This is a genomic window from Roseovarius atlanticus (assembly GCF_019802205.1).
GTDB lineage: Bacteria > Pseudomonadota > Alphaproteobacteria > Rhodobacterales > Rhodobacteraceae > Roseovarius > Roseovarius atlanticus_A.
The window spans coordinates 1,312,785-1,332,345 of the sequence record NZ_JAHVHQ010000003.1 but is presented as its reverse complement, the minus strand read 5'-3'; the positions used below and the strand labels follow the sequence as shown (position 1 = coordinate 1,332,345).

The window sequence follows — 19,561 nt, the reverse complement described above, 5'->3', positions numbered from 1 at the left end:
CCCATTCGGCGGGGTTTTTCTTTTCGCCATACCGCTTTGAGGTTTGACGCCCCGCGCGGTGCTGGCTACCAAAGCGGCTCAAAGGAGAGCCGCGACCATGATTTACAAGACCGCGCAGGCATGGCGGGATGCGCCGCACAAACGGGTGCTGTTCTACGGCATGTCGGGGCTTGGCAAGACGCACCTGTCCAACATGCTGCGCGACGCGGGCACGTGGTTTCACTATTCCATCGATTACCGGATCGGCACGCGCTACATGGGCGAGCTGATCGCCGACAACGCCAAGGCGCACGCGATGAAGGTGCCCTTCCTGCGTGATCTGCTGAAGTCCGACTCGATCTACATCGGCTCGAACATCACCTTCGACAACCTGTCGCCGGTGTCCACCTACCTGGGAAAACCCGGTGACCCCGACAAGGGCGGTCTGCCCATCGACGAATACCGCACCCGGCAGGAGCAGTTCCGGCGCGCGGAGATCAACGCGCTGATGGACACCGGGCATTTCATCGAACGCGCCGGGCGGCTTTACGGCTATCCGCATTTCGTCTGCGATACCGGCGGGTCGATCTGCGAATGGGTGGATGGCGACGATCCGGACGATCCGATCCTGACGGAGCTGGCCTCTCACTGTCTTTTGATCGGGCTGAAGGGCAATGACGCGCACCGGCAGGAGCTGATCCGCCGGTTCGACCGCGCGCCTAAGCCGATGTGTTATCAGCCCGAGTTCCTGGCCGGTGCATGGGCAGAATACCTGAGCGAAAACAACGTCGAAGAAGGCGATGTTGAACCCGATCACTTCATCCGCTGGACCTATGCCCGCGCGCTGGCCCACCGTGCGCCACGCTATGCGGCGATGGAGAAATGGGGCATCACGCTTGACCATGACGAGGTTTCGCAGGTCACAACCGCCGACGGGTTCGAGGCGCTGGTGGCCGCAGCCCTTGAGCGTACGGGATAAACCTCTATCTAGGCCGGACCGCCGCAAACAGGTTATCACATGCCCATAAAGATCCCTTCCAGCCTGCCCGCCTTCGACGTCCTCACCCGCGAGGGCGTCATGGTGATGGACGAGGATCAGGCATCGCGGCAGGATATCCGGCCCTTGCGGATCGGCCTTCTGAACCTGATGCCCAAGAAGATCCAGACCGAGAACCAGTTCGCCCGCCTGATCGGGGCGACGCCGCTGCAGATCGACCTGAGCCTGATCCGCATGTCCGAGCATCGCACCAAGAACACCGCAGCGGACCACATGGAAAGCTTCTATCGCCCCTTTTCCGAGGTCGCGGCGACGGGTGAGAAATTCGACGGGCTGATCATCACCGGCGCCCCGATCGAACACCTGGAGTTCAGCGACGTCACCTATTGGGACGAGCTGACCCGCGTCTTCGAGTGGACGACGACCCACGTGCATTCCACCTTCGGCGTCTGCTGGGGCGGGATGGCGATGATCAACCATTTCCACGGGGTGAAGAAGCACTTGCTGGACGCCAAGGCGTTCGGCTGTTTCCGGCATCGCAACATGGCGCCCGCCTCGCCCTTCCTGCGCGGATTTTCGGATGATTGCGTGATCCCGGTCAGCCGCTGGACCGAGATGCGCCGCGACGAGATCGACGCGGTGGACGGGCTGGAGGTGCTGCTGGACAGTGACGAGGTCGGCCCCTGCCTGGTGCAGGACAGCGCGGCGCGGTCGCTCTATATCTTCAACCACCTGGAATATGACAGCGACACGCTGAAACAGGAATACGACCGCGACATCGACGCGGGCACCCCGATAAACGTGCCCTGCAATTACTATCCCGATGACGACCCGGCTTGCCCGCCGCAGAACCGCTGGCGCAGCCATGCGCACCTGCTCTACGGCAACTGGATCAACGAGATTTACCAGACCACCCCCTTTGATATGGACGCGATCGGGCTAGGTTCGCGCTGGTAACGATCGACGGGGGTGCAGGGCTGATGAAACGCGGGCTGGTCTGGGTGGCGCTTGGCGCCGTGGCGCTGTTGTCAAGCTGTGCGGGCCTGGCTGGCGTCAAGGAACGCACCGCCGAGGAAACCCACCCGCCGCTGGGCCGGTTCGTCGAGGTCGATGGTACCCGCGTGCATGTCTGGGTCGAGGGATCGGGGCCGGACGTGGTGCTGATCCACGGCGCGGGCGGCAACCTGCGGGATTTCACCTTCGACCTGGCGAAACGCCTGACCCCGCGCTACCGCGTCATCGCCTTCGACCGGCCCGGCCTGGGCTATACCGAGCGCCTGCCCGGCTATGGCGGGGTCGGCAGCACCGAGGGCGAAAGCCCGCGCGAACAGGCGGCGCTCCTGCAAAAGGCGGCGGCGCAGATCGGCGTGCGGCGGCCGGTGGTCGTGGGCCACAGTTTCGGCGGCGCCGTTGCGCTGGCCTGGGGCCTGAACGCGCCGCAGGACACCGCAGCGCTGGTATTGCTGGCAGGCGTGTCGAACCCCTGGCCGGGCGAGCTGGGCACCTTCTACAACGTCACCGGAACAGCCCTGGGCGGTGCGGCGGCAGTGCCGCTGATCACCGCGCTGGCCTCGGAGGAGCGGATCGAGCGCAGCATCGAGGGCACCTTCGCCCCGCAACGCGCGCCCAAGGGGTATTCCGAGTATCTCGGCCCCGGCCTGACCCTGCGGCGCGAGACCTTGCGCGCCAATGGCCAGCAGGTGCTGGGCCTGCGCCCGCATATCGTGGCGATGTCGCAGCAATACCGCGACCGGCTGCGGATGCCGGTCGAGATCGTGCATGGCGACGCGGACAAGACCGTGCCGCTGCACGTCCACTCGATCCCGCTGTCGAAACAGCTGCGCCGGGGCACCCTCACGGTGCTGGAGGGCGTGGGCCACATGCCGCATCACGTGCGGCCCCAGGCCACGGTCGCGGCAATCGACCGCGCGGCCGCCCGCGCCGGATTGCGTTAAGCCGCTTAACATCCCATAGTCGCCCTAAAATCAAGGGAGTGGCCGCATGGACCTGCCATTTGACGGCGCGATCAGCACCTATTTCAAATCCGAGGCCCCGGAGGAGTTGCGCAACGCCATCCGCCGGGCCGACAAGGGCGATATCCTGTCGCCCGATTACCCCCATTCGGACCGGATGCCGCGCAAGGCGTACGAGCAGGACCTGCATCGCTTGCAGATCGAGCTGGTGAAGCTGCAGGCCTGGGTCAAGGACACCGGCGCGCGCGTGGTCTGCGTCTTCGAGGGGCGGGATGCCGCCGGCAAGGGCGGCACGATCAAGCGCTTCCGCGAGAACCTGAATCCGCGCGGCGCGCGGGTGGTGGCCCTGCCCAAACCGTCCGAGACGGAAGCCACGCAATGGTATTTCCAGCGCTATATCGACCACCTGCCCGCGGGCGGCGAAATGGTGTTCTTCGACCGCTCCTGGTACAATCGCGGCGTGGTGGAAAAGGTCTTCGGCTTTTGCACCGACGCGCAGCGCGAGCATTTCTTTCACCAGGTGGGCGATTTCGAGAAGATGCTGGCCGACGAGGGCATTCACCTTTTCAAGTTCTGGCTGAACGTGGGCCGTGCCGAGCAGCTGCGCCGGTTCATGAAACGCGAGAGCGATCCGCTGAAGCAATGGAAGCTGAGCTGGATCGACGTCGAGGGGCTGAAGAAATGGGACGCCTATTCAGAGGCCATTTCCGAGACGCTGGCGCGCTCGCACAGCACCCACGCGCCCTGGACGGTGGTCCGCTCAGACGACAAGCGGCGTGCCCGGCTCGAGGCGATCCGGCATATCCTGCTGAACATCGACTATGCCCGCAAGCTGCCGAAATCGCTGGGAAAACCTGACGCCTCGGTCTGCGGCGGGCCAGAGATCTGGGATGCCTAAGCGCGGCTATCACCACGGCAACCTGCGCCAGGCGCTGGTGGACGCGGCGCTGACCCTGATCGAGGAGAAAGGGCCGACGGGCTTTACCCTGTCCGAGGCCGCCAAGCAGGCCGGCGTGACCCCGGCGGCGGTCTATCGCCATTTCGGCGGGCGCGAGGACCTCATCGCCGAGGCCGCGCGGCAAGGCTACGAGATTTTCGCGGACGTGATCGAATACGCCTATGGCACCGGCCAGACGGCGCTGAGCGCGTTTTCGGCCACGGGGCGCGCGTACCTGGCCTTCGCGCGGAAATATCCCGGGCACTATATCGCGATGTTCGAAAGCGGCATTTCCGTCAATCGCAACGCCGACCTCGCCGCCGTGTCGGGCCGCGCCCGCACCGTGCTGGAACGGGCCGCCGAAGGTCTTTCGGCGCATATCCCGCCCGACAAGCGCCCGCCCACGGCGATGGTCTCGGCCCATGTGTGGGCGCTGTCGCATGGCGTGGTGGAACTGTTCGCCCGCAACTCGCCCGGCACCCAAAGCCCCTTCCCGCCCGAGGACCTGCTGGAGTCAGGGATAGGCATCTACCTGCGCGGCCTGGGCCTGTTGCCGCCGGACAGCTGAGTGGGCTTTTACATAGGCGCGTTGCCGAACAGCACCTTGTCCAGCAAGGGCGCCACGGCGCGGGCCGCCGGGGCCGAGATATGATCCGCGTCCGTGTAAAGAAGCGCGCGGTCGAGCAGCCAGGCATACCGTCCCTCCCGCTCGAAGAACGCGTTCACCGAGATCAGGTCCGCGCCGAGATCGTCCGCGACATCGACCAGGATCGTGCGGGCGCCGCGCATCAGCTCGACATGCACCCGGGTGTCGACGAAACTGCGGGCGATATCGTCCTCGAACTCGGCTTCCGGCAGGTCGCGCAGGATCGCCTGCCCCAGAACGTTGATCGGCAAGACCACCTGCTGCGGCACCTGGTCCAGGATCACGATCCGAATGCCGGCATCCCTGTAGTGGGAAATCGTCTTGCGCAGGCCGGTCTCGAAGCTGGCGAACCATTCCGCATCGCTTTGCCGGCGGTTGTCGGGATCGGTCGAGATCATGAACCGCCGCGGCTTGCTCAGGAGATCGCCCTTGACGTAAAGGCTCCACCTTGCGGCGAGGAATACCATGTCGACCCCGCGTGCCACGGCGTCTTCCGCAAAGGCCTGAACCTCGTCGTGACACTCTTGCGCCGACCGGCCGCCGTTGACGAGATAGACGCCCAGCAAGGGCGGACAGGCGGCGCGCACGCCGCGCAGCACGCGAATGTCCCGCATGGCCGCGATTTCGTCGAAGGCGGGCAGGATCGCGCCGGCATGACTGTCGCCCAGAACCGCAATTGTCGTGCTTGGCACGTTGGTATCGTGCACCACGCAGAGACCGCCGGGGCGCTCGGCCTCGCCGCCGGGGCAGGTCCAGCCACGGCTGACAGTACTGTCCCGCGTGACAAGCTTGACATACGCCTCAGGTCCCTTGCCATCCAGGCGCTGCGGCACGCCTTTCAGTGCCAGAACCGTAAAGCCCATGGCGCCGAAGGCGACGATGCCCCCAAGGCTCGCGCCGAAGACGGCCTGGCGCGACGGCAGCCACCCGGCGCGCCGGAACGGGCGCTCGACAAAGGCCCAGGACAGCACCGCCAGCGCAAAGGACAAGGCGATCAGGCCCCAGATCAAGCCCGGCACCGTCTCTGTCCAGCCGCGGATGCGGGCAAAGGCCAGGATCGGTTGATGCCAAAGGTAAAGCGAATAGCTGATCAGCCCGATGCCGACCAGGGGGCGCCAAGACAGGGCGCGGGCCGTCACCGTCTCGTGCGCGGCAAAGAGGATGACCAGCATCGCCCCGGCAACCGGCACCAGAGTGTAGGCCGAGGGCGACGGATCGGCGGGACCAAGCCAGAAGAGACTGCCCACGATCAGCGCAAGGCCGATTGCCGCCAGCGCCTCGTTCCGCATCTGCGGGCGGTTCAGCAAAAGCGCGGCACAGATCGAGCCGGCCAGCAGTTCCCACAGCCGGGACGGCGTGAAGAAGAAGTTCTCGGCCGGCAGGTTCCACGCGCCCCAGATGGCCAGCGCGATGGATGCCGCGGCGCACAGGGCGAAGACCGCCACATGCTTGCCGCGCCGAAAGCGGCCCAACGCCCAGAGCAGCGCCGGAAACAGGATATAGAACTGTTCCTCGACCGCGAGGCTCCAGGTGTGCAGCAGCGGACGCAGGTCGGCCGAGACGTCGAAATACCCCGAATGTTCCAGGAAATGGACGTTCGAGATGAAGAGAACGGTAAAGCCCAGGCTGCGCGCGAAATCCTCCAGCGGGTCGGGCGGAATCCACATCCACGCGAAGGGCACGCAGCAGGCCAGGACAAGGAACAGCGCCGGCAGGATGCGCCGCGCGCGCCGCTCGTAAAATCGCCACAGGCTGTAGGTGCCGGCCTCGCGGTCGGAAATCAGGATCGTGGTGATCAGGTAGCCGGAGATGACGAAAAAGATGTCGACGCCGATATAGCCGCCGCCGAAGGCGGTAAAGCCCGCGTGAAAGAAAATGACCGGCAGAACGGCAACCGCCCTGAGACCGTCGATTTCACGCCTGTACTTCACACCGGATTGTCCCGAGATTTTCGTGCTATCGGTGAACCCGATACAGGGTTGACTTGCAAGAAAAAAGCGCGGCATCCGCGGGGTCCGCGCTTTCGCACGGTGTGGTCGCGCTATTCTTCCTCAACTCGCCCGGCACGCAAAACCCCCTCCCGCCCGAGGATCTGCTGGAGACGGGGATAGGCACCGCCCCACTCTTCCTCTGGCCAAAAATATCCCGGGGGTTTGGGGGCTGGCCCCCAATCGACCCTGTGTTTGGGGGCTGGCCCCCAATTAAACCTGCGTTTGGGGGCTGGCCCCCAATCAATCCTGTGTCTGGGGCCGGCCCCGCGCGCCGGTCATCCTCGGGCCTGACCCGAGGATCTCTCCGCCGCGGAGATCCCGGATCAGATCCGGGATGACCTGCGCGCCCGCCGGCAAAGAAAAGGGCCGCCCCACAGGACGGCCCTTTCCGAAACCCTGAAGCCAAAGCTTAACGCTTGGAGAACTGGAAGCTCTTGCGGGCCTTGGCGCGGCCGTATTTCTTGCGCTCCACCACGCGGCTGTCGCGGGTCAGGAAGCCTGCCGCCTTCAGCGCGCCGCGCAGGGACGGGTCGTAAAGCTGCAGCGCCTTGGAGATGCCGTGCTTGACGGCACCGGCCTGGCCCGAGAGGCCGCCGCCCTTGACGGTGGCCTGCACGTCGAACTGGTCTTCGACACCGGCCACCGTGAACGGCTGGCGCAGGATCATCTGCAGCACCGGGCGCGCGAAGTACTTGTTCATTTCCTTGCCGTTGACCGAGACCTTGCCCGAGCCGGGCTTGATCCAGACGCGGGCGACCGCGTCCTTGCGCTTGCCGGTGGCGTAGGAGCGGCCCAGGTCGTCGCGGACGGGTTCACGGGGCGCTTCCTCGGGCGTGCCCTGGACACCGCCGATATCGTCGGTGACGGCCGCTTCGAGACCTTCGAGTGTTTTGATTTCGTCAGCCATGTCTCTTACACCCGCGTGTTTTTCTTGTTCATGGATTTCACATCCAGCACTTCGGGGCTTTGCGCCTCGTGCGGATGCTCGGTGCCGGCATAGACGCGCAGATTGGTCATCTGGCGGCGTGCAAGGCGGTTCGACGGCAGCATGCGCTTGACGGCCTGCGTCACCACGCGTTCGGGATGTGCGCCTTCCAGGATCTCCGCCGTGGTGCGCGACTTGATGCCGCCCGGGTGGCCGGTGTGCCAGTAGTTGGGTTTCTCGCGCTTCTTGCCGGTCAGCTGCACCTTGTCGGCATTGATGACGATGACGTTGTCACCCATGTCTTGGCTCGGTGTGAAGCTGGGCTTGTGCTTGCCACGCAGGCGCGTGGCGACGATCGACGCAAGGCGGCCCAGAACGATGCCGTCGGCGTCGATCACGATCCACTTCTTGTCGATATCTGCCGGTGTTGCAGAAAAGGTTTTCATGGTCTTGTCCCCAAGGGTCAGAGGGTCATAATTCGGATTGCGGGGTTATATAGGCTCCGGTGCACAGTTCAAGCGGGAAATTCGCGTTATTTGCGTTTGAAAACAAAGACTTGTTATTTAGGTATCATTTTACCCCAAATGGAAAGCCTGATTCACAACCCCGGCCCGCCGCTTGCCGCGCTGCTGCTTCTGGCGCTGTCCACGGCGCTTGGCATGGCGCAGGTGGCCAAGATCATCAAGGTCTACGAGGCCAAGCACGAGCTGAAGCACGGATCGGCCGGATTCATCCGCGGCATCGCGGGCTGGTCCCTGGTGGCGTTCTGGGCCATGGCGGTGTGGTTCGTGGCCACGGTGATCGGCGACTGGTGGGCGACCGAAGACCTGGCCGGCGCCATGGACCGCGCCTGGCTGCGGCTGCGCATCCTGCTGGAGATCGCGGCGGCGCTCGCGGAGAACGACTGATGGCGGGCCCGGTTCCCGGAGCGCAGGCGATCCAGACCGCGCTGCAATGCCCCAACTGTGCCGGTCAGTGCCGCTACAGCGCCGAGGCTAGGGGCCTGCGCTGCGACAGTTGCGGGGACGTGCGGTCGCTCGAGGCGCCCGACGACCACCTGGCGCGGACCGAGTTCGGCTATGACCCGGACGTGCCCGCCGAAGAGCCGAAAAGCCGCCCCGACCTGATGGAGCACGGCTGCCAGACATGCGGTGGGCACGTGATCTTCACCGGCCCTGCCCTGTCCGAGCGCTGCCCCTATTGCGACGGGCCGGTGGTGCTGGCCCAACCCGACATGGGGTTCGACACCATGGCGCTGATCCCTTTCCGGGTGACGCTGGAGCGCGCGAAAGCCAATGCCCACGACTGGGTCCGCGCCCGGATCGCCGCGCCCTCGGACCTGTCGGCACAGGTCGAAGACGGGCATTTCAGCGGGCTTTATGCCCCGTTCTGGACCTTCGACAGCAAGGAAGCGCTGCGTTACTGGGCCAAGTATACCACCGGGTCGGGCAAGAACCGGCGCACCCATTCCATCGACGGGGCGATGACGATCGACTTCGACGATCTGCTGGTCCCGGCCTCGAGCCATGTGACACCGCTGATCCGGGACGGCATCCTGCACGAGTTCTACCCCGACCGCCTGCGCCCCTACCGCTCGGGCTACCTCGCCGGGTTCGCGGCCGAGCGGCACCACCAGACCGTGGCCGAGGGGCTGGAGGCGAACAAGTCGGACAAGCGCCTGCTGATCCGCAACCGGATCAAGGCGCATATCAACAAGCGCGGGGTGCATGACATCCGCTATCGCACCGACACGACAGGCATCCATTACCGGCGCATCCTGCTGCCGGTGTGGATCCTGCACTATGTCTATGACGGCAAGGCGCAGAAGGTCGTGTGTCGGGCATCGACGGGCGCACCTTCGGCGAGCGGCCCCTGTCGAAGCTCAAGCTGATGGGCTATGCCGCCGCCCTCAGCGCCCTGGTGATCGGGGTCGGCCTCGCCTGGGGCGCGGGCGGGCTGCTCTAGGCCCTGCTCAGACCCCGATGCCTTCGGGCGGGTTGTCCAGAAGGCGGCGCAGACGCTGCATCGCGGCCTCGAAGCTGGCCAGGCTCACGCCGGCGTTGACGGCCATGCGCACCGCGTGGGGCGAGGCGGCGTCGCGGCTGGCGAAATCCTCGGCCGAGCGGACCTGCACGCCCTGCTCTGCCGCCGCCTGGCAAAAGGCGGAGGTGCGCCAGCCCGGCGGCAGGGTCAGCCACAGGAACGGCACGTCGCGGCGCCATTTCACGTCATACCCGCCCAGCACGTTGAGCGCGGCCTGGATGTAGTCGCCCGACTGGCTGCGCACCGCTTCCATGAGGTCGTTGAGCCGGTCATGCGTCAGAAGCGCCGCCACGAGGTCGGCGATCGGCGTGGCCAGCCCGAAGAACGACGATTCCGCCGCGCGGCGCAGCGCCACGGACTGCTCCCTGGGCGCCAGGGCGAAGCCCACGCGCAGCGCAGGCGTCAGGGATTTCGACAAGGACGCCACGTACCAGCCGCGTTCGGGCGCCAGCATCCGGTAGGCCGGGGCCTGGGACGGACCGATGCGGTAGCAGTCGTCTTCCAGGATCTGCAGGTCGCAGCGGCGGGCGACCTCGACGATCTCGTCGCGGCGCGCGGCGGGGGTGAAGACGCAGGTGGGATTGTGCACCTCGGCCGAGGTCATGATCATCTGCGCCTGGTGGCCTTTCGCCGCCGCCTCCAGCGCGTCGGGGCGCAGGCCGTGGGCATCCATCGCCACCGGGATCACCTCGGCCCGCATCAGGTCGGCGGCGCGGCGAAACCCGGGATAGCACAGCTCCTCGACCAGCACCGTGGGGCGGCGCCCGCACAGGACCGTCTGCATGATCAGGGTGATCGCGTTCTGGCCGCCATGGGTCAGCACCACGTCCTCCTGGGTGAAGCGCCCCAGCGGCGCGCGGGCGAGGAAGCCTGCCGCGGCAGTGCGGGCGGGCAGCATGTTGCGGCGGCTGGGATAGTGCATGACGCCTGAGGGCGGATCCTCGGCGATCTGCGCCATAAGCTGGCGGATCAGCCGCGCCTGCCCGACGCTGGGCAGATGCGGCGAGATCATGTTGACCGCATAGCCGTCACCCTCGGAATTGTGCTCGACGGTGTCGGCCTCGATCGGGAACAGGTCCTGGGGGATGGGTTTGGGACTGGCCACGAAGGTGCCGCGCCCGACCTCGGCCACCAGCGTGCCATCGTCCGTCAGCCCCGAATAGGCCCGCGCCACGGTGCCCGGCGTCATGCCCAGACGCCAGGCCAGGTCCCGCACGGGCGGCAGCTTGTCCCCGGGCTCTAGGGTCCGGTCGTCGATCCCGCTGCGGATCGCCTGCATCAGCGCCTTGTATTTCGGCGCGGCGGTTTCCGCGAGCTCGGGCTGCCAATTTGTACCCATGACAATATTTCCGTGGATTCGAACAATTGCACAATGTATCCCTTAATTGTGGCAATCACACAATATTGTGTCAATACAATTTATCAGGAAAGGACACGCCATGACCAGTTTTACCCGCATCGACCGCACGGCACTCGAGGGGCTTTCGGCCCGCACCACCCTGCCCGCTCTGTCGCTGATCGCGGTACAGCTGGCCTGGGCCTATGTCCTCTGGACGCAACGCCGAAAAACCCGGGTGCGCCTGTCGCAGCTGGATGACCACATGCTGCGCGATATCGGCCTGACCCCGCGCGAGGCCGACATGGAAGCGCGTAAACCCTTTTGGAGGCCGTAATCGTCCCCGATACGGATCTCTTCCACCTGGGCCGGGATTTTCCCGGCCCTTTTTTCATGCCTTGGGCGGAATGGAATAGGTCAGGCTGGCCCGCGCCACGGGCTGGTCGAACCCGTCCGAGAAAATCAGCACGTCCCCCACGGCCAGCACGCGGCCCAGTTTCAAGAGCCGGCAGTCGGCGATGAGGTCGGTGTTGGCGGCAGGCTTGCGCATGAAGTCGATGGAGCAGCTCGTGGTGACCGCAAGCGCCTCGCGCCCGGTCATGCTGAGCACCGCCATGTAGACCGCCACGTCGGCCAGCGCAAAGATCGACGGCCCCGACACCGTGCCGCCGGGGCGCAGGTGGCGGTCGTCGACGTTCAAGCGCACGCGCAGCGCCATTTCCTCCAGGCTGTCGATGGTGAAATCGCCCTTCACCTGCGGGAAGACCTCGTCGATATAGGCCATCAGATCGGTTGCATTCAGTTTCAGGGCCATGCTTTCCTCCGTGCGCGTGCCGGCGTAAGAAGGCACAAGCCCCGAGGAGGATCAAGATGACAATCCTGGAACGCCAAGACGACGGCGCCATCGCCCGTCTGACCATGAACCAGCCCGAGAAACTGAACGCGCTGAGCGACGGTATGCTTGAGGCGCTGCAGACCGCGCTGGACGATATCGCGGAGGACAATTCGATCCGCGTGGTCACGCTGGCCGGGGAAGGCAAGGCGTTCTGCGCGGGCCACGACCTAAAGGAAATGACCCAGGGACGCCAGGCCGAGGATGGCGGCAAGGCGTATTTCGCCGACCTCTTCGCACGCTGCAGCAAACTGATGCGCACGATCCGCGACCTGCCCCAGCCGGTGATCGCCCTGCCCCACGGCATTGCCACTGCCGCGGGCTGCCAGCTGGTGGCGACCTGCGACCTGGCCGTGGCCGCCACGGGCACAAGGTTCGGGGTCAACGGGGTGAATATCGGGCTCTTCTGTTCCACGCCGATGGTCGCGCTCAGCCGCAACATCCCGCGCAAGCAGGCCTTCGAGATGCTGACCACCGGCGAATTCATCGAGACCGACCGGGCGATCGAACTGGGGCTGATCAACCGCGCGGTGCCACATGACGCGCTGCGCGCCGCCGGCGACGATCTGGCCCATACCATCGCCGCCAAGCTGGGCGCGGCGGTGAAGATCGGCAAACAGGCGTTCTACAAGCAGCTGGAAATGGGGCTGGATGACGCCTATGCCTTCACCGGCGACGTCATGGTCGAGAACATGATGTGGCGCGACACCGAGGAAGGCATCAGCGCTTTCATCGAAAAGCGCACGCCCGAGTGGAGCCAGGATTGAGGCGAAAAACGCACGTATTGAGTGTATCTCACGCCAAATACTCCGCCCTAGGGTGGGATTTCGGGCGCCAGACGGCTGCTGTTGAACACCGTATGATGACCAAGCCACCGAATTCCTGCCCATAGATCAACAGATTAACCGATTGTTAACGAATCGCGCCCTCAGTGTTCCGCTTTCGGCGGTTTATTGCCGCCTCAATTCAGTCATTATCAATCCGAGGTTGGCACGACGCAAAGTAGGATCACCCGGTCCGTTTTTCAGCATCTCATTTTACATTCGTCGCGCCAACCTCACGATCAACCAGCAAACACTGATCTCTTGCAGGGGCGCCGCGGCGCTCGGCAATGTTTCCAAAGCCGTGCCACAGTTTTTCCGCATTTGCCGTTTTGTCGCCATATTCCATCCGCTAGACCATATGGCGGGGGCATCGTGTGGGATTTGCACGACGCTATGGTTACGGCGCTATGACATCTCGGGTGGCGGTCTTCGGCATCTGGTCCCTCCTGGCCAGCCTCTCTCTGGCCATCCCATCGGAGGCCACGGACCTGCCCGACCCGGCAAACCGCGCGGCGTTTCCCACACCGGGGGCCACGTCGGTTCTGCTGGGCCGTGATCTGTTTTTCGATCCGATCCTGTCGGGCAATCGCAACATCGCCTGCGCCACCTGCCACCATCCCGAAATGGCCGGCGGCGACGGCGTGTCGCTGTCGCTTGGCGAGGGCGGCCGCGGTCTTGGCCCGGCGCGAACGCGCGCCGTCGACAACCCGCCCAAGCGCCTGGCGCGCAATGCGCCCCCGCTCTTCAACCTGGGTGCCGCGGAATTCACCGCCTTTACCCATGACGGCCGGGTCAGCGCCAGCAAGACCGAACGCTACGGCATCAGCCTCCCCGAGGATCTGCTGCTGGAGCGCCCGGTCAGCCTGTTGGCCGCGCAGGCGCTGCTGCCCCTGGTCGCGATGGACCAGATGGCCGGCCACCCCGGCGAAAACATCATTGCCGACGCCGTGGCGCAGGGCCGGATCGCGGGCTATGACGGTGCGTGGCAGAAGATCGCCGAGCGGGTCTGGGACATCCCCGAGTACCGCCGCCGCTTCGCATGGCTGATCGGCCCTAACGAGCCCCTGCACATCACCCATATCACCGCCGTGCTGGCCGATTTCGTGGCCTACGAATTTCGCGCCACCGACAGCCCGTTCGACGCCTTCCTGTCGGGCCGGGACGAGGCGCTGAGCAACGACCAGCTGCGCGGCATGGCGCTGTTCTATGGCAAGGCGGGTTGCGGCGGCTGCCATTCCGGCACCTTCCAGACCGACCACGGTTTCCACGCCATCGGCCTGCCCCAGATCGGGCCGGGCAAGGGGCACGGGGCCAACGGCAATTCCGATATCGGGCTGGGGGCGGTCAGCGGCGATCCCGACGATGCCTACAAGTTTCGCACGCCGTCCTTGCGCAACGTGGCGCTGACCGCGCCTTACGGCCATAACGGCGCCTATCGCGACCTTGGCGCCATGATCCGCCACCATGCCGACCCCGGCGCGGGACTGGCGCAATACCCCGGCCTCCAGGCGGCGTTTCTGCCCGACATCGGCGCCGACGAGACCGGGCTGGACGCCGCGATGCGGGACGAGGCCGAGGTGCTGAACATCTACGCCGCCGCCACCCTGCCCCGGATCTCCCTGACGGACACGGACATCTCGACGCTGGTCACCTTTCTCGACGCGCTGACCGACCCGGTCTCGCGCAAGGGGCGCCTCGGCGTGCCGGAGACCGTGCCCTCGGGCCTGCCGGTGGCCGGGCTGCCGGGCGACAGCTGACCCTTTCCAAATGGCCCGCGACCCCTTAAATGCGGGGCCATGACAGAGACACTTCATATCGTCGGCGGCGGCATGGCCGGGTCCGAGGCCGCGTGGCAGGCCGCCAACATGGGCGTGCGCGTGGTGATCCACGAGATGCGCCCCAAGGTCGGCACCTTCGCGCATCAGACCGGCGACCTGGCCGAGATGGTCTGCTCCAACTCGTTCCGGTCTGACGATGACGAGCAGAACGCCGTGGGCCTGCTGCACTGGGAAATGCGCGCCGCGGGCGGGCTGATCATGGAGATGGCCGAGACCCACCGCCTGCCCGCGGGCGGCGCACTGGCCGTGGACCGCGAGGCGTTTTCCCAGGGCGTCACCGCCCGGCTGCGCGCGCATCCCAACGTCAGCATCGAGGAAGGCGAGATCACCGCCCTGCCCGACGAGGGCCGCTGGATCTTCGCCACCGGGCCGCTTACCTCGCAAGGGCTGGGCGCCGCCATCGCCGCCGAGACGGGAACCGACCGGCTGGCCTTTTTCGACGCCATTGCGCCGATCGTCTATTACGACACGATCGACATGTCCCAGGCCTGGATGCAGTCGCGCTATGACAAGGGCGAGACCGAGGAAGAGCGCACCGCCTACCTCAACTGCCCGATGACCCGCGACCAGTACGAGGCGTTCATCGACGCCCTGCTGGCCGCCGACAAGACCGAGTTTCACGAGGGCGAGACGGCGACCTATTTCGACGGCTGCCTGCCCATTGAGGTGATGGCCGAACGCGGCCGTGAAACGCTGCGCCACGGACCGATGAAGCCCGTGGGCCTCACGAACCCGCATCAGCCGGACGTAAAGCCTTGGGCGGTGGTTCAGCTGCGCCGCGACAACGCGCTTGGCACGCTCTACAACATCGTGGGCTTTCAGACCAAGATGAAGTACGGCGCGCAAGCAGATGTTTTCAAAATGATTCCTGGTCTGGAAAATGCGAGTTTCGCGCGTCTGGGCGGCATCCATCGCAACACGTTCCTGAACTCTCCGACTCTGCTGGACAACCAGATGCGCCTGCGCGCCAAGCCGCATATCCGCTTTGCCGGGCAGATCACCGGCGTCGAAGGCTATGTCGAATCCGCTGCCATGGGGCTCTTGGCCGGACGGCTGGCCGCGGGCGAGATCCTGGGCCGGCCCCTGCCCGCGCCGCCGCAGGACTCCGCCATGGGAGCGCTGATCCACCACATCACCGGCGGGGCCGAGGCCAAGACTTTCCAGCCGATGAACGTCAATTTCGGCCTCTTCCGCCCCGTCGACGGCCTCAAGGGCGGGCGCCGCGGCCGGCGCGACCGCTACAAGGCCTATACCGACCGGGCCAAGGCGGCCTGGACCGGCTGGCTTGATGAAACAGAAGTGGACGCAGGCGAAACCGTGTGATTTTCTGCGCTCATGCAGGACAGCTTTTTCGACAAGGCCTATGCCACGGCCGATCCCGACGAGACCCGTGCGCTCTACGACGCGTGGGCGGCCAGTTACGACGCCGAGATCGCCGCGAACGGCTATGCCACGCCGGGCCGCGTGGCCGAGGCGATGTTCCGCTTCGCCAAGTCGCCCGAGGCGCCGCTGCTGGATTATGGTTGCGGCACGGGCCTGTCAGGCCTGGCGCTGAAACTGGCCGGGTTCGGCACGCTCGACGGCATGGACCCCAGCCACGAGATGCTGGACGGCGCACGGCGCAAGGCCGTCTACCGCAACCTGACGCCCATCGACCTGTCGGATCCCGCCCCGATCCCGGCGGGGGCCTACCAGGCCATCACCTGCATCGGCGTGATCGGCACCGGCGCGGCCCCGGCCTCGACGCTCGACCTGGTGATGCGCGCGCTGCCAAAGGGCGGTCTTCTGGGCTTCAGCCTGAATGACCACGCGCTGGCCGACCCGCAATACGAAGGCGCGCTGAACGGCTGGCTCGATTGCGGCGCGGCGCGGCTGCTCTTTCGCGAGCACGGGCCGCACTTGCCCGGCCAGAACATCAAGTCCACCGTATATATCATTGAAAAAGCGTGACATTCAGAACCCGATTTGCCCCGTCACCTACCGGCCCGCTGCATCTGGGTCATGCCTTCTCGGCGATCCTGGGGCATGACATGGCCCGGGCGCGCGGCGGCGCGTTCCTCTTGCGGATGGAAGACACCGACCTGCAACGCAGCAAGCCGGAATGGGATGCGCAGATCCTCGACGACCTGACCTGGCTGGGCCTGACCTGGGACGGACCCGTGCTGCGACAGTCCGAGCACCTGACCAGCTATGACCCGGCCCTGCACCGGCTCGACGCGATGGGTCTGCTCTATCCCTGCTCGTGTTCCCGCAGCCAGATCCAGGCCGCGCTCGCCGCGCCGCAGGAAGGTGTCACCCACGAGGTCTATCCCGGCACCTGCAAGCACCGCAGCATGGACAGCCGCCAGCCCGGCGACGCCCTGCGCCTGCATCTCGACCGGGCGCTCGATCACTTCGGCGGTGTCTATCCCGACTTCGAGGAAACCGGCCCGTTGCATACCGGCACGCATCGGATCGACCCGGACCAGGCCCTGGCCGAGGTCGGCGACGTCGTGCTCAGCCGCAAGGGCGAGGACATCGTCGCCTATTTCCTCGCCTCCGCGCTGGACGATATCGGCCAGGACATCACCGACGTGGTGCGCGGCGAGGACCTGTTCGGCTTCGTGCCGATCCAGGTCATCCTTCTGAGCCTTCTGGGCCACGCGGTCCCGCGCTATCACCACCACCGCCTGATCCGCGACGAGGACGGCAAACGCCTCGCCAAGCGCGACGACGCGCGCAGCATCGCGACCTACCGCCAGGCCGGCAAGACGCCTGCAGATATCCGCGTCATGATCGGGCTGTAACGCCCGGCTTTTTCTTGCAAAAAATACTCACGACGCGACGGGCGCCATAAGCTCGACCTCGAGCCCGCCCTGAACACCCGTGTAAAAACAGCTGCGCCGGTTGGTGTGACAGGCGGGCCCGGTCTGGTCGACCCTCACCAGCAGGCAGTCGCGGTCGCAATCCACCCGGAACTCCACCAGCGTCTGCACGTGCCCCGAGCTTTCGCCCTTGACCCAGAACGCCTGCCGCGAGCGGCTCCAATAGGTGACGCGCCCGGTCTCCAGCGTCCGGGCCACGGCCTCGGCGTTCATCCAGGCCATCATCAGCACCTCGCCGCTCGCCGCATCCTGCGCGATAGCCGGGATCAGGCCCTGGTCGTTGAAGCGCAAGCTGGAAACATCGAATTCCATGTCAGAAAACCTTTTGCCTTGCCGGTGTCAGCCCTTATCTATGGGGTCAACGACGAAAGGGAAAGCCATGAGCGGCGAGACCGACCTGATCAAGCTCTACTCCGCGCGGATCCTCGAACTGGCCGCCGACATTCCGCATCACGGGCGGCTGGATGCGCCGGACGCGACGGTCAAGCGCCGCGCGCCGCTTTGCGGCTCGACCGTGACGGTGGACCTGAAGACCGATGGCGACCGCATCACCGACTATGCCGCCGAGGTCAAGGCCTGCGCCCTGGGCCAGGCGGCGGCGAGCGTCGTGGGCGGTGGCATCATCGGCTGCAGCTACGACCAGGTGGTCGAGGCGCGCGACGCGTTGAAAGCGATGCTGAAATCCGACGGGCCGACGCCGCCTGCGCCCTTCGACGGGCTGGAAGTGCTGCGCCCGGCGCAGGACTACAAGAACCGCCATGCCTCGATCCTGCTCACGCTCGAGGCCACGGCGGAGGCGATGGAAGAGGCCCGCGCCACCGCCTGCGGCAGCGCATAGCGCCTCAAACGAAGACTCTCGTCACCGCACCACTTCGATCGTCGCGTGATCGACGCCGTAGCTTTCGCGCAAGGCCTCGCGCACCGCCTGCTTGACCGTCTCGGCATCGTGCCCCTCGGCCACGATCAGGTCCAGCGTCGCCATGGGGCGTTCCTGCGTCACCTGCCAGGCATGCACGTGGGTGACCTCGGCCACGCCCGGCACATTCCGGGTCAACGCTTCGGCCACCTCGCGCCGGTCGAACCCGCCGGGCGCCCCTTCCAGTAGGATATGCCCGCTTTCGCGCACCACTTTCAGCGCCGAGCGCAGGATGATCACCGCCACCAGCACCGACAGGATCGGGTCGATGGGCATCCAGCCCGTCCACAGGATGACCAGCGAGGCCACGATGGCCGCGACCGAGCCCAGCAGGTCCCCGGCCACGTGCAGCGCCGCGGCGCGGATATTGAGGTTGTCGCTGTCCTCGCGCGTCAGCACCCAGAAACTGGCGATATTCACCACCAGCCCCGCCAGCGCCACCCACAGCATCAACCCTCCCAGCACCTCGACCGGCTGGGTTAGGCGCCGCACCGCCTCGATCACGATCCAGATCGCAATGGCAAAGAGCGTGAGACCGTTGACGAACGCCGCCAGCACCGAGAACCGATCATAGCCATAGGTGCGTTTCCAGTCCGCCGGCCGCCGGGCGATGCGAAAGGCGAACCAGGCCAGCATCAGCGAGGCGAAATCGGTCAGCATGTGCCCCGCATCGGCCAAAAGCGCCAGCGAGCCCGATAGAAGGCCGCCCACCAGTTCCGCCAGCATGAAGCCGCCCGTCAGGGCGGCGGCGATGGCGATGGTGCGTTCCTTCTTGGGAACGTGGCTGTGCCCGTGGGCGTGGGAATGATCGTGCATCGGCCCGTCCTTTCGCGCGCAACATCGCACCGGTCACGGGGCGCTGCAATCGGTAGGGCCAAAGATTCTTCGTACGAAGAATCTTTGGCGGCGCAGCAAAAAAAACCGCCGCACGCTGGAACAGCGGCGGCGGCAGGAATGCGTGATCCGCTTCGGCGCGTCGTGTCAGGGGAAGAGGCAACAACCCCGGACGATGGGACAGTATCGGGCCGCGTCAAAGGGGACAGGAGACGCAAGCGCGACGCGCGAGGGATATACGCAGGCAGAAACCGTTACATCAGGCCCGGCAGGTAGAGCCCGCCCACCAGCGTGACGACCAGCGCCGCGCCACCGATGAAATCACCGAGCAGAGTGTCGGCAGAGCGTTTGGCGGCGGTCGAGATCTGGGTCAGCATCGGGTGGCTCCTTGGTGCCGTGAACTTCCGTTGCTCCTTTGTTCTCATTTTGGGTCACCTTTGTAAAGAACTTTATGAGAACATCTGCGAACTTTTGCGGACAACATCGTTCAAGCCACTGATGAATAACGAATATTGGCTGTTATTTTTTTGAACCGTTCCCCGCCCGGTTGCGACTTCCAGTTACCA

Annotated in this window: 24 protein-coding genes and 1 pseudogene; 16 read left to right on the top strand and 9 right to left on the bottom strand. The window is 65.7% G+C overall.

Annotated elements, in window-relative coordinates; genetic code table 11:
* Nucleotides 1-97: 97 nt before the first annotated feature.
* From KUV49_RS12390 to KUV49_RS12370, 5 genes are read left to right on the top strand one after another with little or no spacing between them, the layout of a single operon-like run.
* The gene (locus tag KUV49_RS12390; RefSeq protein WP_222450215.1) at nucleotides 98-958 is read left to right on the top strand and encodes an ATPase; all 861 of its coding nucleotides are present in this window, start codon (nucleotides 98-100) and stop codon (nucleotides 956-958) included.
* Nucleotides 959-997: 39 nt separating this feature from the next.
* Complete coding sequence (gene metA / locus KUV49_RS12385; RefSeq protein ID WP_222450214.1) at nucleotides 998-1,933, top strand: homoserine O-succinyltransferase; 936 nt, start codon at nucleotides 998-1,000, stop codon at nucleotides 1,931-1,933.
* A gap of 23 nt (nucleotides 1,934-1,956) precedes the next feature.
* The gene (locus tag KUV49_RS12380) at nucleotides 1,957-2,931 is read left to right on the top strand and encodes an alpha/beta fold hydrolase (RefSeq protein ID WP_222450213.1); all 975 of its coding nucleotides are present in this window, start codon (nucleotides 1,957-1,959) and stop codon (nucleotides 2,929-2,931) included.
* A gap of 46 nt (nucleotides 2,932-2,977) precedes the next feature.
* A complete protein-coding gene (gene ppk2, locus KUV49_RS12375) occupies nucleotides 2,978-3,847 on the top strand; it encodes a polyphosphate kinase 2 (RefSeq protein ID WP_222450212.1) in 870 nt (289 codons plus the stop codon).
* Nucleotides 3,840-4,454, top strand: coding sequence for a TetR/AcrR family transcriptional regulator (locus KUV49_RS12370; RefSeq protein ID WP_222450211.1), 615 nt, complete (start codon nucleotides 3,840-3,842; stop codon nucleotides 4,452-4,454). Before ppk2 ends, KUV49_RS12370 begins: the two co-directional genes overlap by 8 nt.
* Nucleotides 4,455-4,462: 8 nt before the next feature.
* On the opposite strand, the gene KUV49_RS12365 is transcribed toward KUV49_RS12370, so the two are convergent.
* Nucleotides 4,463-6,463 (bottom strand): acyltransferase family protein, encoded by a 2,001-nt coding sequence (locus KUV49_RS12365; RefSeq protein WP_222450210.1) that lies wholly within the window; start codon nucleotides 6,461-6,463, stop codon nucleotides 4,463-4,465.
* An 86-nt stretch (nucleotides 6,464-6,549) separates the two neighbouring features.
* Here KUV49_RS12365 and KUV49_RS21520 point away from each other — a divergent pair.
* Nucleotides 6,550-6,645: pseudogene (locus KUV49_RS21520) on the top strand (TetR/AcrR family transcriptional regulator); the annotation flags it as partial.
* 287 nt (nucleotides 6,646-6,932) lie between these two features.
* On the opposite strand, the gene rpsI reads toward KUV49_RS21520, so the two are convergent.
* Both rpsI and rplM read right to left on the bottom strand, forming a co-directional pair.
* Nucleotides 6,933-7,430 carry a 30S ribosomal protein S9 gene (gene rpsI, locus KUV49_RS12360; RefSeq protein WP_222450209.1) on the bottom strand — a complete coding sequence of 166 codons (498 nt, stop codon included), beginning with the start codon at nucleotides 7,428-7,430 and terminating at the stop codon, nucleotides 6,933-6,935.
* Nucleotides 7,431-7,435: 5 nt separating this feature from the next.
* Nucleotides 7,436-7,894, bottom strand: coding sequence for a 50S ribosomal protein L13 (gene rplM / locus KUV49_RS12355; protein WP_222450208.1), 459 nt, complete (start codon nucleotides 7,892-7,894; stop codon nucleotides 7,436-7,438).
* A gap of 138 nt (nucleotides 7,895-8,032) precedes the next feature.
* Here rplM and KUV49_RS12350 point away from each other — a divergent pair, with 138 nt between their 5' ends.
* Genes KUV49_RS12350 through KUV49_RS21515 form a run of 3 tightly spaced genes read left to right on the top strand, consistent with a single transcriptional unit; the run spans nucleotide 8,033 to nucleotide 9,413 of the window.
* Nucleotides 8,033-8,356: a hypothetical protein gene (locus tag KUV49_RS12350; protein WP_222450207.1), complete on the top strand. Its 324-nt coding sequence runs from the start codon at nucleotides 8,033-8,035 to the stop codon at nucleotides 8,354-8,356.
* A complete protein-coding gene (locus KUV49_RS12345) occupies nucleotides 8,356-9,339 on the top strand; it encodes a hypothetical protein (protein WP_222450206.1) in 984 nt (327 codons plus the stop codon). Before KUV49_RS12350 ends, KUV49_RS12345 begins: the two co-directional genes overlap by 1 nt.
* On the top strand, nucleotides 9,282-9,413 hold the full coding sequence (locus KUV49_RS21515; RefSeq protein WP_261391187.1) for a hypothetical protein: 132 nt from the start codon (nucleotides 9,282-9,284) through the stop codon (nucleotides 9,411-9,413). Before KUV49_RS12345 ends, KUV49_RS21515 begins: the two co-directional genes overlap by 58 nt.
* 7 nt (nucleotides 9,414-9,420) lie before the next feature.
* On the opposite strand, the gene KUV49_RS12340 is transcribed toward KUV49_RS21515, so the two are convergent.
* Nucleotides 9,421-10,830, bottom strand: a complete 1,410-nt coding sequence (locus KUV49_RS12340; protein ID WP_222450205.1) for a PLP-dependent aminotransferase family protein — start codon at nucleotides 10,828-10,830, stop codon at nucleotides 9,421-9,423.
* A 100-nt stretch (nucleotides 10,831-10,930) separates the two neighbouring features.
* On the opposite strand from KUV49_RS12340, the gene KUV49_RS12335 reads away from it, so the two are divergent.
* Nucleotides 10,931-11,164 carry a DUF1127 domain-containing protein gene (locus tag KUV49_RS12335; RefSeq protein ID WP_222450204.1) on the top strand — a complete coding sequence of 78 codons (234 nt, stop codon included), beginning with the start codon at nucleotides 10,931-10,933 and terminating at the stop codon, nucleotides 11,162-11,164.
* A 54-nt stretch (nucleotides 11,165-11,218) separates the two neighbouring features.
* Here KUV49_RS12335 and KUV49_RS12330 read toward each other — a convergent pair whose 3' ends face one another.
* On the bottom strand, nucleotides 11,219-11,641 hold the full coding sequence (locus tag KUV49_RS12330) for a PaaI family thioesterase (RefSeq protein WP_222450203.1): 423 nt from the start codon (nucleotides 11,639-11,641) through the stop codon (nucleotides 11,219-11,221).
* A 56-nt stretch (nucleotides 11,642-11,697) separates the two neighbouring features.
* Between KUV49_RS12330 and KUV49_RS12325 the strand changes: the two genes are divergently transcribed.
* Nucleotides 11,698-12,486, top strand: a complete 789-nt coding sequence (locus KUV49_RS12325) for an enoyl-CoA hydratase (protein WP_222450202.1) — start codon at nucleotides 11,698-11,700, stop codon at nucleotides 12,484-12,486.
* Between the two features lie 265 nt (nucleotides 12,487-12,751).
* On the opposite strand, the gene KUV49_RS12320 is transcribed toward KUV49_RS12325, so the two are convergent.
* Complete coding sequence (locus KUV49_RS12320; protein WP_222450201.1) at nucleotides 12,752-12,889, bottom strand: hypothetical protein; 138 nt, start codon at nucleotides 12,887-12,889, stop codon at nucleotides 12,752-12,754.
* Between the two features lie 61 nt (nucleotides 12,890-12,950).
* Between KUV49_RS12320 and KUV49_RS12315 the strand changes: the two genes are divergently transcribed.
* From KUV49_RS12315 to gluQRS, 4 genes are read left to right on the top strand one after another with little or no spacing between them, the layout of a single operon-like run.
* Nucleotides 12,951-14,300 carry a cytochrome-c peroxidase gene (locus KUV49_RS12315; RefSeq protein WP_222450200.1) on the top strand — a complete coding sequence of 450 codons (1,350 nt, stop codon included), beginning with the start codon at nucleotides 12,951-12,953 and terminating at the stop codon, nucleotides 14,298-14,300.
* Between the two features lie 39 nt (nucleotides 14,301-14,339).
* Nucleotides 14,340-15,704: a methylenetetrahydrofolate--tRNA-(uracil(54)-C(5))-methyltransferase (FADH(2)-oxidizing) TrmFO gene (gene trmFO, locus KUV49_RS12310; protein ID WP_222450199.1), complete on the top strand. Its 1,365-nt coding sequence runs from the start codon at nucleotides 14,340-14,342 to the stop codon at nucleotides 15,702-15,704.
* 12 nt (nucleotides 15,705-15,716) lie between these two features.
* Nucleotides 15,717-16,331 carry a class I SAM-dependent DNA methyltransferase gene (locus KUV49_RS12305; RefSeq protein WP_222450198.1) on the top strand — a complete coding sequence of 205 codons (615 nt, stop codon included), beginning with the start codon at nucleotides 15,717-15,719 and terminating at the stop codon, nucleotides 16,329-16,331.
* The gene (gene gluQRS / locus KUV49_RS12300; RefSeq protein WP_222450197.1) at nucleotides 16,328-17,167 is read left to right on the top strand and encodes a tRNA glutamyl-Q(34) synthetase GluQRS; all 840 of its coding nucleotides are present in this window, start codon (nucleotides 16,328-16,330) and stop codon (nucleotides 17,165-17,167) included. The genes KUV49_RS12305 and gluQRS overlap by 4 nt, the downstream gene beginning before the upstream one ends.
* A 27-nt stretch (nucleotides 17,168-17,194) precedes the next feature.
* On the opposite strand, the gene hisI is transcribed toward gluQRS, so the two are convergent.
* The gene (gene hisI, locus KUV49_RS12295; protein ID WP_222450196.1) at nucleotides 17,195-17,557 is read right to left on the bottom strand and encodes a phosphoribosyl-AMP cyclohydrolase; all 363 of its coding nucleotides are present in this window, start codon (nucleotides 17,555-17,557) and stop codon (nucleotides 17,195-17,197) included.
* Between the two features lie 67 nt (nucleotides 17,558-17,624).
* On the opposite strand from hisI, the gene KUV49_RS12290 reads away from it, so the two are divergent.
* The gene (locus KUV49_RS12290) at nucleotides 17,625-18,083 is read left to right on the top strand and encodes an iron-sulfur cluster assembly scaffold protein (protein WP_222450195.1); all 459 of its coding nucleotides are present in this window, start codon (nucleotides 17,625-17,627) and stop codon (nucleotides 18,081-18,083) included.
* Between the two features lie 21 nt (nucleotides 18,084-18,104).
* Here the strand turns inward: KUV49_RS12290 and KUV49_RS12285 are convergent, their stop codons facing one another.
* Nucleotides 18,105-18,977, bottom strand: a complete 873-nt coding sequence (locus KUV49_RS12285; protein WP_222450194.1) for a cation diffusion facilitator family transporter — start codon at nucleotides 18,975-18,977, stop codon at nucleotides 18,105-18,107.
* A 272-nt stretch (nucleotides 18,978-19,249) separates the two neighbouring features.
* Nucleotides 19,250-19,372, bottom strand: a complete 123-nt coding sequence (locus KUV49_RS21510) for a hypothetical protein (RefSeq protein ID WP_261391185.1) — start codon at nucleotides 19,370-19,372, stop codon at nucleotides 19,250-19,252.
* Between the last annotated feature and the right edge of the window lie 189 nt (nucleotides 19,373-19,561).

Bases quoted from the DNA above. Each gene is read 5' to 3' on its own strand.
- metA (WP_222450214.1), top strand. From the start codon at position 998: ATGCCCATAAAGATCCCTTCCAGCCTGCCCGCCTTCGACGTCCTCACC.
- KUV49_RS12305 (WP_222450198.1), top strand. From the start codon at position 15,717: ATGCAGGACAGCTTTTTCGACAAGGCCTATGCCACGGCCGATCCCGAC.
- KUV49_RS12285 (WP_222450194.1), bottom strand. From the start codon at position 18,977: ATGCACGATCATTCCCACGCCCACGGGCACAGCCACGTTCCCAAGAAG.
- KUV49_RS12345 (WP_222450206.1), top strand. From the start codon at position 8,356: ATGGCGGGCCCGGTTCCCGGAGCGCAGGCGATCCAGACCGCGCTGCAA.
- KUV49_RS12290 (WP_222450195.1), top strand. From the start codon at position 17,625: ATGAGCGGCGAGACCGACCTGATCAAGCTCTACTCCGCGCGGATCCTC.
- ppk2 (WP_222450212.1), top strand. From the start codon at position 2,978: ATGGACCTGCCATTTGACGGCGCGATCAGCACCTATTTCAAATCCGAG.
- KUV49_RS12370 (WP_222450211.1), top strand. From the start codon at position 3,840: ATGCCTAAGCGCGGCTATCACCACGGCAACCTGCGCCAGGCGCTGGTG.
- KUV49_RS12390 (WP_222450215.1), top strand. From the start codon at position 98: ATGATTTACAAGACCGCGCAGGCATGGCGGGATGCGCCGCACAAACGG.
- KUV49_RS12315 (WP_222450200.1), top strand. From the start codon at position 12,951: ATGACATCTCGGGTGGCGGTCTTCGGCATCTGGTCCCTCCTGGCCAGC.
- KUV49_RS12335 (WP_222450204.1), top strand. From the start codon at position 10,931: ATGACCAGTTTTACCCGCATCGACCGCACGGCACTCGAGGGGCTTTCG.
- rplM (WP_222450208.1), bottom strand. From the start codon at position 7,894: ATGAAAACCTTTTCTGCAACACCGGCAGATATCGACAAGAAGTGGATC.
- KUV49_RS12320 (WP_222450201.1), bottom strand. From the start codon at position 12,889: ATGGAATATGGCGACAAAACGGCAAATGCGGAAAAACTGTGGCACGGC.
- KUV49_RS12380 (WP_222450213.1), top strand. From the start codon at position 1,957: ATGAAACGCGGGCTGGTCTGGGTGGCGCTTGGCGCCGTGGCGCTGTTG.
- rpsI (WP_222450209.1), bottom strand. From the start codon at position 7,430: ATGGCTGACGAAATCAAAACACTCGAAGGTCTCGAAGCGGCCGTCACC.
- KUV49_RS12325 (WP_222450202.1), top strand. From the start codon at position 11,698: ATGACAATCCTGGAACGCCAAGACGACGGCGCCATCGCCCGTCTGACC.
- KUV49_RS21510 (WP_261391185.1), bottom strand. From the start codon at position 19,372: ATGCTGACCCAGATCTCGACCGCCGCCAAACGCTCTGCCGACACTCTG.
- KUV49_RS12330 (WP_222450203.1), bottom strand. From the start codon at position 11,641: ATGGCCCTGAAACTGAATGCAACCGATCTGATGGCCTATATCGACGAG.
- KUV49_RS12340 (WP_222450205.1), bottom strand. From the start codon at position 10,830: ATGGGTACAAATTGGCAGCCCGAGCTCGCGGAAACCGCCGCGCCGAAA.
- KUV49_RS12350 (WP_222450207.1), top strand. From the start codon at position 8,033: ATGGAAAGCCTGATTCACAACCCCGGCCCGCCGCTTGCCGCGCTGCTG.
- hisI (WP_222450196.1), bottom strand. From the start codon at position 17,557: ATGGAATTCGATGTTTCCAGCTTGCGCTTCAACGACCAGGGCCTGATC.
- trmFO (WP_222450199.1), top strand. From the start codon at position 14,340: ATGACAGAGACACTTCATATCGTCGGCGGCGGCATGGCCGGGTCCGAG.